Genomic DNA, 12304 nt, shown 5'->3' on the forward strand with positions numbered 1-12304 from the left:
CTTAACTGTTAATGAGAAGGCGTTTTACCTCTGCAGATAACCCGAACCGTATCACCCGTAACCGTAGTAATGTAAGCATGGTCAGTTCGCTTAATGTTAAATGCAGGGACACCCTCTTTTGTTGTGTATTCCAGTCGAGCAGCAATATCTGGATTATCAACAGCTGGATAAAACTCCAACCGGTACATATTTCCCAAATAATGTGACTCTTCAACTTTACGGCCTTCACGTTCAGTTATTAATTTAAGTGCGTACATAGTTACGTTCCTTAGTGCATAGATAATAAAAAGGCCACGCAATGCGCAGCCCTTAAACCTTTTAACTTCTATTTTTTCACCCTCATTTGAGGGGATAAAAGAAGAAGTGATTGCTTATAGCCACACTCTAGCAGTGGCCTCGCTCATGCCCTTGAGTTCATCACCCCAGTTCGTCTCTACTCCCCGTTGGATCTAACCAGTGCATAATTGGCGGTCATGCTTCGTTACCGGTGCTTCTTTTTTTATTAACCCTCACCAGATGCAAAGCTGGCTCTCTACTTGGAGACTCGGGAGTTGGTTATTACCCAACTATTGCTACCTTTTGGCTGCACGGTCTATCCGCTTAGTTACTTCATCTTTAGCCCCCATAATAAAAAAGGCCACCTAAGTGACCAATTATTTGTGTTCTGCCGTTGAATGGTCTCGCCGCTTACATATGCAACAATGGCGATTCATATATCGCTCACCATCGTACTTTTGGCTCAGATCATCAAGGCTAGGTAAAAGCGCCCATGCAATATAAAAATCATGGGGTGTCATTTCTAATCCCATCCAAGGGCGAATACCGATATGAACCCAATCACCCTCTTTTTCTACGCGGACGATACCAAGGTGCCAGCCATCACAGGGATTTATAAGAATCACATCCCTGCCGTCTAAATCTTCAGTTGGTAATTCACTGGCGGGTCTGAACACTAATTCGGTAGGTATTTTCATTATTGGGCCTCAGAAAGCAAAAAACCCAGCGCATTGGCTGGGTTAGTTGGTGAAGTTACTAAAATGGCAACTTACCTTAAAATGGTGGCTCATTAGTTCAAAGAAGTCAACACGTTTTTGCTATTTCGCTTCAATATTGCCTCTTTTTCTCTATTTTTAAATGCATCCACCAACGGTTGGTACAATAAATATTCAGCTGCCTTTAATATTTCCTCCACCTCTCGTCGACAAGTAGACATTGAAGGTTTTCTTTCTCTTGGTAACCCGTTTCGACGGGCCATAACTCTAAGCTCATAGTTATCATGCCTACACTTAGCTATAGCCCGATCAGATACACAGTAAACATAACGACTAATCAGCATTTTGAAGGCGTCTATATCAAGATGATAAATAATGCTAAAAACATTATTTATCAATAACCCGTCATCATCACTACACATCGGCCTATCTGGATAACTTCTACGCTCTACTGTAGCCATAAACTGAGCAATCATACTCCCTTGTCTCTTTTCAAGTCGTCCGCTATAAACCCAAGCGCCAAATAGAGATAACCAATTTTGGAGCCATATTTCGCGATCTTTGTCTAATACCAACCCATCAGAAATATTTTTTATACTCGACATGCGCGCAGCTCCATTACTTCTCTTTTGGTTTGCTCGAGTAACTCGACCTCAGTACCATGAATTTCTTGCCATGTTTTCGGAGCTGCATGAAAGCCAGTATCATAGCTAGCGCGGTGGTGGGATGGGCATAACGGCAATACATCTTTATGGCTAGCTCGTTGAGCCATACCCTGCCCTGTTCGTGTATGATGAATTTCCGCTGGCGATGCTCCATACCCCATATTGCGACAGCAAATACAGCCAAGTTCTGCTACATCCGATAGCCACTGTTTATCTTCTTTGGTCTTTGATTTTTTGGTCATTGGTCTTGCCTCTCTAACTTGTGTAACACTTCACTTATACAAACCAGTTTGCTTTGCTGATTGTTCAACATCGTTATGAAAACTATCTAGTCTGGATACTAATTCATCTGAAATATTGGTTGTGGAATTTAACTCTTTCCAAAGTATGGTGCAGGTGCTTTGAAGCTTTTTACCAATCTCTTTATTTCTCATGTTTATCATCCCAGCATCTTGAGCATCGAAGTTTAAACGTTGGAATAATGCATTTTTTAGTTTATGGGTCATTGATACTTCCTCTAGGTAAAATCTAATAACTGAGCTGCCGCATTTTCAGCAGCTTCTTGGGTGGGAAATTTTCGGAATAAAATGAAGTTCCAAAGCACATCGAGGGTTGATTTGTAGAGTTCGCCAAAGGCTAGGTCATCCATTTTGGCAAAACTGATTGATTTAGCGACACGGCGTAAGCTACCGTCTGGCATTTCAAATGTTTCATAATGGCCAGATTGTTCAACTACCCAGTAGCGAAAGGCATCAAAGGATTTGGTTGCTGATATATTGTGAGCTCGCTTCTTTGCTATCTCATCGAGATAAACATCTGCAGCGGATTGGAGAGCATCGTCGTTATCGGTGTAGTAAGCGAGGAATTTGACGTAACCACGCACCAACTCTTTTTCTTCAGGCGAAATGGTACCGCCAGTTGGTTCCCAGTATTCATACCCTAGATTGAGTAGTGCGAAGTATTTACGATGAAAACGTGGATTGCGAGCTTTCTTGAAATCAGCCGAAAGCACATCACCACACTTGATTTTTGAATGCAAAAAATCTCTCGCAGCGGGGTTGGCCGGTACAAGAGTGTCGTTAGACATTTTGATAAAGCTATGCTGTGCCATACGTTTCTCTCAGTAGACACAGCAAGTGTTAAGATTGGGTGTTCAGACCAATGAACCGATTATATTTCAAAAACACAAAAAAAACAAAGTTATTGCAAAGTATATAAATAAGCAGTTAATGAACGAATCTCCTGTTTTAATGTATTAATTTCATTATCACATTGTCCTATTTGCCAATCCAATTCATCTCTTTCATCCTCTGCAAATGCTCCAGAATCAGGCAATCTAGCATAACTTTCAATGTATCCATCACGACGCTCTGAGCATTCCATAATTTTTTCCCTTAATCTATTTATAGAGGAATTAATATATTCGATTTTTTCTTCCTTTGAAGTATTGTAGATTCTAGCCATTTCCAAAGCTACCTTCCCCGACTCTAATAAGCCTGAGTATTTATTTTTAAGGTCCTCATATTGTTTTATGTATACACCCAAAGCCGGATTTTTTATTACATTGTTATTATCATAGGTTTTCATGCTATTAAGTAACTTATAACTTAAATCATCATTTGATATGTTATCTGACAACCTTTCCAACTCTTCTATTGATGAGTCATTTACATGAATTTTATCTAGTAAACTTGTAGCTTTAGATAAAAAAGATGATTGAGTGTACATGTTAAAAAATTTTATATTTTTATTTTTTATTTCAGTATTGATACACTCTAATGGACCTATAGTTTTTCCATGCTCTCTATACCACCAATCATTCTTCACATCATTTGTAACGAAAATTATGTTTTCAACTTTTGCATCACTTTCCACTTTATTTAAAATTTCAGTCCATAAATATAAATCGCCATATTTATCCTTATAATACACCCCGTCAAAATATGACTCAGATTCTTTTTTATCTTTTTCATCCTCCCAACCAGGTCCTATCTTAACTTTATAACGTCTCTCACCTTTCTTATTAATCCCATCAATTTGTTCTTGTGTTAAAGGCTCTGAGATTTTTCCCATAGATACAGTATCAATCCAGCTTCTAATATCATCAGGCTTACTAATTAAATCAGATTTAGATAATCTATTATCTATGCTTTCAGAAATAAAATTATTAATTTTTTTCTCTATTTCCTCTTTAAGATTACAAAGTTCAACATGCAATTGACTGTATCTATTCTTTATTGACCTTTGTGATTCATTACAAAAAACATCAATTACTTTTGTCGCAGTCATTAACTCCTGCTTAATTTCATTAAGGTTTTTCATAGATGAACTAATAACTTTAATTCTATTCCTTTGGTATTCCAAACAAATTTGGAATGGAAACCAAATTCTATCCTTTATGTTATTAACTACATTAATAAAATCATTTTTAGTATCTTCATCACATCTATATAAATTTAAAAAACAATTAGTATCAAAAATAAAAATGGTTTTATTACTTAAAAATGCATTCTTTTCATCTTCAGTTGAAACACCATAAAATCCTTTAAATTTATCTCGCATAATCAATTCACCAAAAAAATTATATTGTTAATTCAAGTTAGTTAATATTATCCTCAAAGAAAAATTATAATCAATATTAAATCACCAGTTTTAACTCATGCCAGCCTTGTGTATTCCAACACTCGGAACTACCACTGAGGCAACATTCCACTACCGGTAGTTGTTCATTACACTTTTTACAGTGCCTTCTATTTAGTTCTGTAATTAATGATATAACTGAACGGTCATCAATTCTAATCAACATTGAAATATATTCAGCGATATCATAAGGCTCTCTTCCTGGTCTACGTAATGCGCAATTTCTTTGAAGCATTTCTAACTCTTGCTCATCAAGAAATAACTCTATTTTAGTAACACCTGATTCCTTTTGACGCTCACGCTGTTCGGCTTTGCGTTCTGCCGCTGTTTTTGCCATTGGTCTTTGCCTCTCTAAATTGACTTACTCATATATCGTTTTATTTCATAGCCAATCCATATCCCAACAGGAACGGAAACACCGTTACCAATTTGTCTATATGCATCTGTTTGGCTAACTGGAAACTCAAACCAATCAGGAACGCCTTGGAGCCTTGCGTATTCCCGTACAGTATATGGCCGAACTCCCATTGGAAAATTTTTATCTGCTACTAGTCGGGTACTTTTATCTTTCGCATAATGAGCGACACAAGTTGGGGCCAGATCCCCATTGTCGGGATTACTAACTATTGGTAAGTCCCTATATTCACCGTTCATTCTTGAATAAACTGATTTAGGGATACTTGTATCTGGCTCAATTTCTAAAATGTCTGCTAATGTAATAGGCTTATGATTTACAGGCGGTTGAGGTGAAAAATGTTTTTTGGTACCAATAATAATTAATCTATTACGCTTTTGTGGTAACCAAGTTTCAGATTTGATCGGGCAAAATACATTAACGTAGTAATCAGGCATTTTCTGCATAGCTTCCATTACAACAGGAAAAGCACGCATCCCCGGAACGTTCTCAACCACATAGAATTCAGGCCTTGCAATCGCTAAATGTCGTAATGCATGTAGAAATAACTCATCACCAGTACGAACCCCATGAATATCACCAATGGTGCTGTACCTAGTGCATGGGTATGTGAATATCATTCCATCACATGAATCTTGTTCCAAAACCAACTCTTGTGCTATATCGCATTCTTTAATATGCCCACCTAAATTATGGCGGTATGTTTTACATGCAGATTTATCCAGTTCAAAAGCTTGCCCTATATTCAGTCCTGCTTGCAAAAGGCCTATATCCATTAGGCCAGCACCACTAAAGTAAGAATTTACTGTAATGCTCATCCCTGCCTCCTAATCAATGATGATGATTTCACGCTGATTGTTGCTACATAAATCATCACGCCCTTCGACTAAACTAAACCAGCGCAAAAACACACGCCCATCCTGAGCTACCGCTTTCCACATTTTCCCAACATAAACACCAGATGGTATTGAATTTGAATATTCAGCAAGTGAATTAAAATCTTTGCTACTCATTATTACGTGAGTATCATCAATTAAAATGTTTTCATGATTAGGTTGTGCCCAATGTTTCCCTAAAGGGTTAGTCATTAGTGGAATTCTATTTTTCATGCTTACCTCGTTAGTTTCTACAGGGTGGCATTCAATCATGACCACTTGTTGTGTATCTCCATCGATAACGGCAATAAGGCTATTTGATGACTGGCAATGCTCATTCAGCCCATGAAGTGAGCATTTGATATCTTTAAAATTAAAACGGTCATGTGTTACGCTATAATCTTTCATAGGTCTATTGCCTTATATTCAGTAATTCATCCATAAACATTCTGTTCGAATTCCGGTACCACGACCTGCAGAAATACGGGCCTCTTTAGTTACCTTTCGCCAGCCTGATAATTCATCGTTATATAAATCTGAGTTATATCCACTAATAACCACTTTCCCCGAAACTGATTTAAGTGTTTGCAATAACTCATTATGTTGATCATTCGTCATTTCAAAGTTGTAATATCGATTACCAGCTACTCGTGATTCAGGCATATATGGCGGGTCTAGATAAAACAATGTGTCAGCCGTATCATGCTTTTTAATCAAATCCAGTGCTGGCTTATTTTCAATAATTACCCCCTGTAAACGCTGGCAAACGGAAGACAAGTTTTTAGGATATTTAGCCCATAAATGAGAATATATTGAATACTCACGCTTACTGTCAGATTGAAACCCTGAATTACCGTTTAAACCGGCTACAGAACCAAATCCCATACAAGCACGAACAACCATGCGTCGAGCTCTCTCTAATGGGTCTTCGGTGAACTCTTTTACTAACATAAATTCGTCGCGAGAATAAGCTGTAAGCAAACAAGCTTCTTGTAACTTCATGTTTAATTCAGGGTCTCGCAGTACCTTGAATAGATTTACAACTTCACTATCTAGATCGTTATATACTTCCGCATAGCTACGATCTTTCTGCATTAATACACTAGCAACTCCGCCAAATGGCTCTACATAGCAGCGGTGATCAGGAAAATAACTTAATATCCACTTTGCTAAACGGAATTTTCCACCGTGGTACCGGATCACAGGATGCTTAATTTTAAGCTTACTCATACCTTCATCACCTCACGCCAATGATTTAACCTATCTCTAAAAAATTCCCGATGTACCTCAGGTGCTTTTTCAATTTCAACCAGTATTCGTTCCCTATGAATTTTTCGATTTTTCAGTTGCCGAATTAGCCGGCTAGCGAATAAATCAAGTTGCTCCAGTTCGCGATATTCTTCTGGCCATAAAGCACGGTTATGCGGTAATCCATCAGGTAAATATTTACCTGACATAACTACCTCTTTTGGGGTTTCGGCTCTAGTTGATAAGGAGCTTTGGTTCTTGCCCTTGCAGCAGAATTAAAGCGTTCAACGTGGCACGGAGAATGGTCTAAACCATCATCGGGCAATATGGGGTGATTGCTCCGGACGAGTGACTCGCCGGTGATTGGGTCTTTAATTGTCATTGGTCTGCCTCTTTTGGTCTTTTAAAATGCTTTTTCCGCATAGCGCCTTGATTTGGTGCTTTGTGATTGTTGTTGCATTTTGGACACTTCAGCCGCTGTAATTTGGTCGGTTGGCATGTAGTGGCCTTTTTTAAACTCTTGATAAATAGTGCCTGTTTCACCGTGACGGTTTTTATCAACAATAACTTCTGCGTAATTTTTAGCAGGGCTATTGGGGTTATAAACAACATCACGATAAGTAAATAAAATATAATCTGCGTCTTGTTCTAGACTTCCTGAGTCTCGTAAATCAGCTGCTACCGGTCGACGTTGATTTAATGGTCGTTTATCAACATCACGTGAGAGCTGGCTTAATGCGATTGTTGGTGTGTGTAGTCGCTTAGCTAACCCTTTTAGCCCCGCTGAAATTGCTGCTATAGCGAGGTCGTTACGCTCTGCTTTTGGCTTTTTAATTAAACCTAAGTAATCAACAAAAACCCCTTTCAAATTTGGGTATTGCCGTTTATGGTTTTCGCTAATTGCGCATATTTGCTCAACCGTTAAATTGTTCGCATCAATGATGTGAATATCCCGATCCATTAAATGTGCTAGACCAGAACTTAACCGCGCCCAATCTTCATCATGTAATTGCGCTTTTCTCAACGTTGATACTGATAATTGAGATGAGCCAGCGATCATACGCTCAGCAATTTGCTGATTAGCCATTTCCATGGAAAACAACAAAGCACCGCCACCATCACGAGTCATACCCTCTATCATGGTTAGCGCTAATTCAGTTTTACCCATTCCTGGTCTACCGCCGATAAATACCAAATCAGTTGGGTTGAATCCCCCGATTTTATCATCTAAGGCCTCTATGCCTGTTTTGATCATACCGCTGATATCTTCACCTAAATTTCTGCGCTCGAGGACTTCAACATATCCCTCAATGAGCGTATTTAGATGAACGGGTAACAGGTTTTGATTGCCCGTTGTCAGTTGGCTAATTTGGTTTGCAAACTGACTTATAAATTCTTCGGCTTGCTCGTGATTACCCGCGCTTGTTATGGCTGTTTGATATTTACCAATGAGTTGTATAACTTGCCTAATACGAAAGTAACTATGAACTTTCTCTGCATACCCTTTTAAATTTGCTTTCCAAACAGGTGAGTTGGCCAGCTCTAGCAAATTGGCTAAATCGCCTTTGTCACCTAACGCATCAGCAATAAAAAAAGGATCTATCAGCGAACTACTTAACGCTTGTTTTTTAATCTCTTTGTAAACACGTTGGTAATAATCAGAGCTAAATGCCTCTTCAGGTAATGTGGCCAATACCTCATAAGCATCTTGAGAAGCTCCTCCAGCAAGAAAACCACTGATTACCGCACCTTCTAAATCACGCTCATCCATCATGAATGATTACCTCTGCGGTAGGTTGACCAGTTGAACGTTAACACTGTGCCACCTTGTAATAATCGGTCTACAACACGTTCACCTAGCATTTCTTCCAGTTCATTCAGAGGTAAATTACTAACTAAAATAGTGGGTAATAAATACTCGTAACGATCATTAATCACTTCAAATAAAATATTGCGCTCCGAGTCGGTACCGTACTGCACACCAATTTCATCAATAATCAACAAGTCAGGATCACAATATTTCGCTAGTACATCTAGTTCACTAAATTCTGAATTTCCTGACCACGTTCTACGAAAGGCCCGGATGATGCGTGCTGCTGTTGTGATAAATACCGATTCCTGTAAATCTCCAGCAATCTCACGGGCAATTGATACTGCTAGGTGGGTTTTACCCGTTCCGGGCATTCCACAAAGCATGAGCCCCTCACCCGCGTTTTTTCGGTCTTCCCACGTCTTCACATACTGCTGACAGACTATGAGATTATGTTTAGCCGGCTGCGTAGTCGCTTTGAATGTTTCAAAGGTTGCGTTAGCAAAGCGCGGTGGAATATTCACGCTAGATAATAAATCTTGTTCAGGCATTTTTACCTCCCACAAACCAGTGTGGATCCTGAGATTCATAGTGCTTGTTCTCAAATCCAGTGTGCGAATTTAGTTTGTTAGGCTTCTCCAACGTTTTCTCAGGAAATAGCCCCTGCCAACCATTAGCAATTGAATTACAAATCACGGCATCGGCATCAGAACATTTCGCTAATTTTTTTGCTTGCTGTTTGCACATTGTTTCCGTCAGCGGTTTTTTAATCTCCTTTCGGAAAGTAATCCAATCTAACCAAACTTCGTCACTCACGTTTTCTGGTTTCGCCAATTTTGCATCGAATGATTTTTTCGATTTTTTCGGCTCAACCTGACCTGATGGTTCCTCTTTTGAATTTACTGATGGATCATGTTTTGAATTTACTGATGGATCGCCTCCAGATTCTGGAGGGTGAAAACCACCTTGAACGCCAGAAACTGGAGGGTCAAACCGCCCTTTTTCGTTGTTTTCTGTACGGTCAAAATCTGAACGTTCAGAATCTGGATGGTGAGATTTAGATGATTTTTCACGCAATTTTCTTAGTTTTGCATTTTCCTCAAGTGCTATCTTTTCTAGCTTATCAATATTCAAAAAATACAGATTTGAGGCATTGCGATTGCCATTCCTGCGTTGTTTTTTTACCAGCCACCCATCTTGCTCAAGTTCATTACAGGCGCTACGAATTGTACTAATCCCTGCGCCTATCTGCCGACTGATTGTTTCTACGCTTGGGTAACTAATCCCTTCATCACTAGAATAGTCAGCTAGCCGAACCATGATCATGAGCTTAGTGCCTTTCACTCCAGAAACGGCACAAGCATCCCAAACATAACCTGTAATTTTATTACTCACATCACACCCCCAGTGCGCGTGCAATGTCACGGCAAGCATTCTGGTACTGCTCAGGTGTCAGCTTTTTCGACAGCAGCTTTTTTTTCTGTTGTTCATACTGTTCCCAAACACTCAGCGCTGCTGCTCTTCTACCTTCGAAAACATCTTCAACTTTCTCTCTATCAGCCGGTTTTCCGTTCAACAAAAAACCATTGCGATAGGTTATTTTCTCAATTGTTCTTAGCATTGGTCTTGCCTCTTGAATTAATGCACGCTGGTCTGGCGTGGTATCGCATTTAACGCAATGACTGCATTATTAATATGGTGTGACATGTCACGACCCTCTAATAAAATTTCGCTAATTGCCTCGGCAAATCGCTGTATTGCAATTGAGGCCAAGTAATTTTTCGTATCACCTCGAACCCGGGCGAGTCGTGAAGCCGGTAATGCAATTTCTATTGCCGGCATTAACTCAACTATTTTTCTGATAGATGCGGGGGAATCACCACGCAACCAACGAAATATCTGTTGCCGATTATTATTAATCGCTTTCCAATCAGCCCTACCCGATTCGTCTTCAATCACATGCAAACGCCCTTGTGACCTGTTTTTTACAATGCGTAAATAAGCACGGCTAACTTCAATAGCTACATGCTCTTGACCTTGCTCCGCCGCCCAGTCCTCAATTTCGGATCGGACAATATCGATATCAAAATTCATCTACTCGCGTCTCCTGTCGCAAAATTGATTATTAAGAATCAGTTTTTAAAAACGTTATTTGGTAATGTTATTTCATGTACCGTTTAGGATATAGAATTTGCATTTCTGTGATTTTTTCGCCATAAAATTTTACAAGCTTTTCAGCCAATTCTAATGAGGCGGCTTGAGCACCTCGCTCCAATCGGCTTAAATTTCCCACATCGCAATTAATTGCATTTGCAACTTCAGAAATAGTCAGCTGCTTTTCAATACGAATTCTTCTTAATGGTGTTTGCATAACCGCCCCTTAATTTTTAATGCGTACTGCGCATATTAACACACAATAGAATATGCGCAATACGCTTTGTGTGATACGCATAAATAAAGTTGAATAACAGAATGAAAATTGGAACAAAGATCAGAGAAATTCGCAAAAGTAAAGGAATGACAATCCTTGATTTAGCCACCGCTATTAATAGCGATGTGGGCAATATCTCTCGGCTCGAAAGAAATGTTCAAGGCTATAGCGAAAACACCTTGGTAAAAATTGCATCAGCATTAGGAGTTACTGTTTCAGAACTTTTTTCTGAAACTCCAACTCAATCAGATGATATTGAATATATTGGCAAAGTTCCATCAGGGATGGTCCAAGTTATAGGTGAGGCATTTCTTGGTGTTGATGGTGCAGTGGATATGATTGAATCCCATAATGGCTGGTTGAAGATATACAGCGATGACAAGGAAGCTTATGGACTAAAAGTCAGAGGTGATAGTATGTGGCCTCGGATACAATCGGGAGAATATGTCGTTGTTGAGCCAAATACAAATGTCAGGACTGGTGATGAAGTGTTTGTTCGAACTGTCGAAGGTCATAACATGATAAAGATTTTTAACAAAACAAGAGACGGTGACTACCAATTCACTAGTATTAATAATGCTCACAAACCAATAACACTAGAGCCTAGCCAAGTAGATAAAATGCACTACGTTTCGGCAATAGTTAAGCCCACGAAATATATAGACAAATGTGATAGAGAACAAGCACTAAGCCTTGTCCCTCCTTTAGTTAAATAAGCATTCTAGCCCTCCGTGCATATTGTACCGAGGGCTTTGTTTTGTTCATTATGATTTAATACTTCTAACTACTTGAGCTGCGTCGCGTAACGCACCTTTATGTAAGGTGTTTGTCACCTCTTTTCTATAGCGTTCTAGTTCATCAATTAACATTTCTTTAGTTATAGTTTCACTATTCATTAATAACCGAATAGTTGCCTGACCTACCTCAGATACCACATGTCTTATTTTTTCTTCATCCAAGTTCATATACCACCTCGATTAAATTTCCCATTAGTTATTTAAGATTAATTTTCATTCAATTAATAGTAAAAATACAATATTAACCGTCCAAAAGGAAAATATTTTTATATAAGAATCATATCGATGCGAATAAAACCCTAATTAATTATGCCCCTTACGCAAATATGCGCTTGACGCATATGCGCTTAATGCATATCATTGCATACATCGAAACAAATACAGCAAGTGTTTTGATAGGTGTTCAAACCAAATTTAGTTTTGCTGTTATG

At 38.9% G+C, this 12304-nt stretch carries 20 protein-coding genes; 1 reads left to right on the plus strand and 19 read right to left on the minus strand.

All coding sequences use genetic code 11. From position 1 onward, the window contains the following. Positions 1-8: 8 nt before the first annotated feature. From PSF28_RS18280 to PSF28_RS18365, 18 genes are all read right to left on the minus strand, one after another. Positions 9-257, minus strand: a complete 249-nt coding sequence (locus PSF28_RS18280; RefSeq protein ID WP_272685444.1) for a hypothetical protein — start codon at positions 255-257, stop codon at positions 9-11. Positions 258-653: 396 nt separating this feature from the next. Next, positions 654-974, minus strand: coding sequence for a hypothetical protein (locus tag PSF28_RS18285; protein ID WP_272685445.1), 321 nt, complete (start codon positions 972-974; stop codon positions 654-656). A gap of 92 nt (positions 975-1066) precedes the next feature. Further along, positions 1067-1597 (minus strand): antiterminator Q family protein, encoded by a 531-nt coding sequence (locus PSF28_RS18290; RefSeq protein ID WP_272685446.1) that lies wholly within the window; start codon positions 1595-1597, stop codon positions 1067-1069. Continuing rightward, positions 1585-1899, minus strand: coding sequence for a Ref family recombination enhancement nuclease (locus PSF28_RS18295; protein ID WP_272685447.1), 315 nt, complete (start codon positions 1897-1899; stop codon positions 1585-1587). The genes PSF28_RS18290 and PSF28_RS18295 overlap by 13 nt, the downstream gene beginning before the upstream one ends. 30 nt (positions 1900-1929) lie before the next feature. After that, positions 1930-2163 carry a hypothetical protein gene (locus tag PSF28_RS18300; protein ID WP_272685448.1) on the minus strand — a complete coding sequence of 78 codons (234 nt, stop codon included), beginning with the start codon at positions 2161-2163 and terminating at the stop codon, positions 1930-1932. A gap of 11 nt (positions 2164-2174) precedes the next feature. After that, positions 2175-2768 carry a DUF1367 family protein gene (locus PSF28_RS18305; protein WP_131680604.1) on the minus strand — a complete coding sequence of 198 codons (594 nt, stop codon included), beginning with the start codon at positions 2766-2768 and terminating at the stop codon, positions 2175-2177. Positions 2769-2857: 89 nt separating this feature from the next. Then, a complete protein-coding gene (locus PSF28_RS18310) occupies positions 2858-4219 on the minus strand; it encodes a PIN-like domain-containing protein (RefSeq protein WP_272685449.1) in 1362 nt (453 codons plus the stop codon). Positions 4220-4295: 76 nt separating this feature from the next. Further along, positions 4296-4634 carry a hypothetical protein gene (locus PSF28_RS18315; protein ID WP_272685450.1) on the minus strand — a complete coding sequence of 113 codons (339 nt, stop codon included), beginning with the start codon at positions 4632-4634 and terminating at the stop codon, positions 4296-4298. Between the two features lie 14 nt (positions 4635-4648). Then, entirely contained in the window at positions 4649-5530 is an 882-nt protein-coding gene (locus PSF28_RS18320; protein ID WP_272685451.1) for a DNA cytosine methyltransferase, read from the minus strand. A gap of 9 nt (positions 5531-5539) precedes the next feature. Next, positions 5540-5995 carry a hypothetical protein gene (locus tag PSF28_RS18325; RefSeq protein ID WP_272685452.1) on the minus strand — a complete coding sequence of 152 codons (456 nt, stop codon included), beginning with the start codon at positions 5993-5995 and terminating at the stop codon, positions 5540-5542. An 18-nt stretch (positions 5996-6013) separates the two neighbouring features. Beyond that, positions 6014-6817 (minus strand): DNA adenine methylase, encoded by an 804-nt coding sequence (locus PSF28_RS18330; RefSeq protein ID WP_272685453.1) that lies wholly within the window; start codon positions 6815-6817, stop codon positions 6014-6016. Beyond that, positions 6814-7044 (minus strand): hypothetical protein, encoded by a 231-nt coding sequence (locus tag PSF28_RS18335; protein WP_004912060.1) that lies wholly within the window; start codon positions 7042-7044, stop codon positions 6814-6816. Before PSF28_RS18335 ends, PSF28_RS18330 begins: the two co-directional genes overlap by 4 nt. A 194-nt stretch (positions 7045-7238) precedes the next feature. Beyond that, positions 7239-8609 (minus strand): replicative DNA helicase, encoded by a 1371-nt coding sequence (locus PSF28_RS18340; RefSeq protein WP_272685454.1) that lies wholly within the window; start codon positions 8607-8609, stop codon positions 7239-7241. Next, entirely contained in the window at positions 8606-9196 is a 591-nt protein-coding gene (locus PSF28_RS18345; RefSeq protein ID WP_241544347.1) for an ATP-binding protein, read from the minus strand. Before PSF28_RS18345 ends, PSF28_RS18340 begins: the two co-directional genes overlap by 4 nt. Continuing rightward, positions 9189-10040: a helix-turn-helix domain-containing protein gene (locus PSF28_RS18350; RefSeq protein ID WP_272685455.1), complete on the minus strand. Its 852-nt coding sequence runs from the start codon at positions 10038-10040 to the stop codon at positions 9189-9191. Before PSF28_RS18350 ends, PSF28_RS18345 begins: the two co-directional genes overlap by 8 nt. Before the next feature lies 1 nt (position 10041). Next, the gene (locus PSF28_RS18355; protein ID WP_241544351.1) at positions 10042-10266 is read right to left on the minus strand and encodes a hypothetical protein; all 225 of its coding nucleotides are present in this window, start codon (positions 10264-10266) and stop codon (positions 10042-10044) included. Positions 10267-10283: 17 nt separating this feature from the next. Next, positions 10284-10739, minus strand: coding sequence for a toxin YdaT family protein (locus tag PSF28_RS18360; RefSeq protein ID WP_070926244.1), 456 nt, complete (start codon positions 10737-10739; stop codon positions 10284-10286). A gap of 67 nt (positions 10740-10806) precedes the next feature. Continuing rightward, positions 10807-11016: a helix-turn-helix domain-containing protein gene (locus PSF28_RS18365; protein WP_004912081.1), complete on the minus strand. Its 210-nt coding sequence runs from the start codon at positions 11014-11016 to the stop codon at positions 10807-10809. 101 nt (positions 11017-11117) lie between these two features. Between PSF28_RS18365 and PSF28_RS18370 the strand changes: the two genes are divergently transcribed. After that, positions 11118-11792 carry an XRE family transcriptional regulator gene (locus tag PSF28_RS18370; protein WP_272685456.1) on the plus strand — a complete coding sequence of 225 codons (675 nt, stop codon included), beginning with the start codon at positions 11118-11120 and terminating at the stop codon, positions 11790-11792. 48 nt (positions 11793-11840) lie between these two features. Here the strand turns inward: PSF28_RS18370 and PSF28_RS18375 are convergent, their stop codons facing one another. Continuing rightward, complete coding sequence (locus PSF28_RS18375; protein WP_004912086.1) at positions 11841-12041, minus strand: hypothetical protein; 201 nt, start codon at positions 12039-12041, stop codon at positions 11841-11843. Positions 12042-12304 lie beyond the last annotated feature (263 nt).

The sequence above is a fragment of the Providencia sp. PROV130 genome (genome assembly GCF_028482225.1).
In the GTDB taxonomy this organism is placed as follows: Bacteria; Pseudomonadota; Gammaproteobacteria; order Enterobacterales; family Enterobacteriaceae; genus Providencia; species Providencia rettgeri.

Excerpts from the sequence above, each read along its gene's own strand:
- PSF28_RS18280 (WP_272685444.1), bottom strand. The coding sequence starts at position 257 with ATGTACGCACTTAAATTAATAACTGAACGTGAAGGCCGTAAAGTTGAA.
- PSF28_RS18285 (WP_272685445.1), bottom strand. The coding sequence starts at position 974 with ATGAAAATACCTACCGAATTAGTGTTCAGACCCGCCAGTGAATTACCA.
- PSF28_RS18290 (WP_272685446.1), bottom strand. The coding sequence starts at position 1,597 with ATGTCGAGTATAAAAAATATTTCTGATGGGTTGGTATTAGACAAAGAT.
- PSF28_RS18295 (WP_272685447.1), bottom strand. The coding sequence starts at position 1,899 with ATGACCAAAAAATCAAAGACCAAAGAAGATAAACAGTGGCTATCGGAT.
- PSF28_RS18300 (WP_272685448.1), bottom strand. The coding sequence starts at position 2,163 with ATGACCCATAAACTAAAAAATGCATTATTCCAACGTTTAAACTTCGAT.
- PSF28_RS18305 (WP_131680604.1), bottom strand. The coding sequence starts at position 2,768 with ATGGCACAGCATAGCTTTATCAAAATGTCTAACGACACTCTTGTACCG.
- PSF28_RS18310 (WP_272685449.1), bottom strand. The coding sequence starts at position 4,219 with ATGCGAGATAAATTTAAAGGATTTTATGGTGTTTCAACTGAAGATGAA.
- PSF28_RS18315 (WP_272685450.1), bottom strand. The coding sequence starts at position 4,634 with ATGGCAAAAACAGCGGCAGAACGCAAAGCCGAACAGCGTGAGCGTCAA.
- PSF28_RS18320 (WP_272685451.1), bottom strand. The coding sequence starts at position 5,530 with ATGAGCATTACAGTAAATTCTTACTTTAGTGGTGCTGGCCTAATGGAT.
- PSF28_RS18325 (WP_272685452.1), bottom strand. The coding sequence starts at position 5,995 with ATGAAAGATTATAGCGTAACACATGACCGTTTTAATTTTAAAGATATC.
- PSF28_RS18330 (WP_272685453.1), bottom strand. The coding sequence starts at position 6,817 with ATGAGTAAGCTTAAAATTAAGCATCCTGTGATCCGGTACCACGGTGGA.
- PSF28_RS18335 (WP_004912060.1), bottom strand. The coding sequence starts at position 7,044 with ATGTCAGGTAAATATTTACCTGATGGATTACCGCATAACCGTGCTTTA.
- PSF28_RS18340 (WP_272685454.1), bottom strand. The coding sequence starts at position 8,609 with ATGATGGATGAGCGTGATTTAGAAGGTGCGGTAATCAGTGGTTTTCTT.
- PSF28_RS18345 (WP_241544347.1), bottom strand. The coding sequence starts at position 9,196 with ATGCCTGAACAAGATTTATTATCTAGCGTGAATATTCCACCGCGCTTT.
- PSF28_RS18355 (WP_241544351.1), bottom strand. The coding sequence starts at position 10,266 with ATGCTAAGAACAATTGAGAAAATAACCTATCGCAATGGTTTTTTGTTG.
- PSF28_RS18360 (WP_070926244.1), bottom strand. The coding sequence starts at position 10,739 with ATGAATTTTGATATCGATATTGTCCGATCCGAAATTGAGGACTGGGCG.
- PSF28_RS18365 (WP_004912081.1), bottom strand. The coding sequence starts at position 11,016 with ATGCAAACACCATTAAGAAGAATTCGTATTGAAAAGCAGCTGACTATT.
- PSF28_RS18370 (WP_272685456.1), top strand. The coding sequence starts at position 11,118 with ATGAAAATTGGAACAAAGATCAGAGAAATTCGCAAAAGTAAAGGAATG.
- PSF28_RS18375 (WP_004912086.1), bottom strand. The coding sequence starts at position 12,041 with ATGAACTTGGATGAAGAAAAAATAAGACATGTGGTATCTGAGGTAGGT.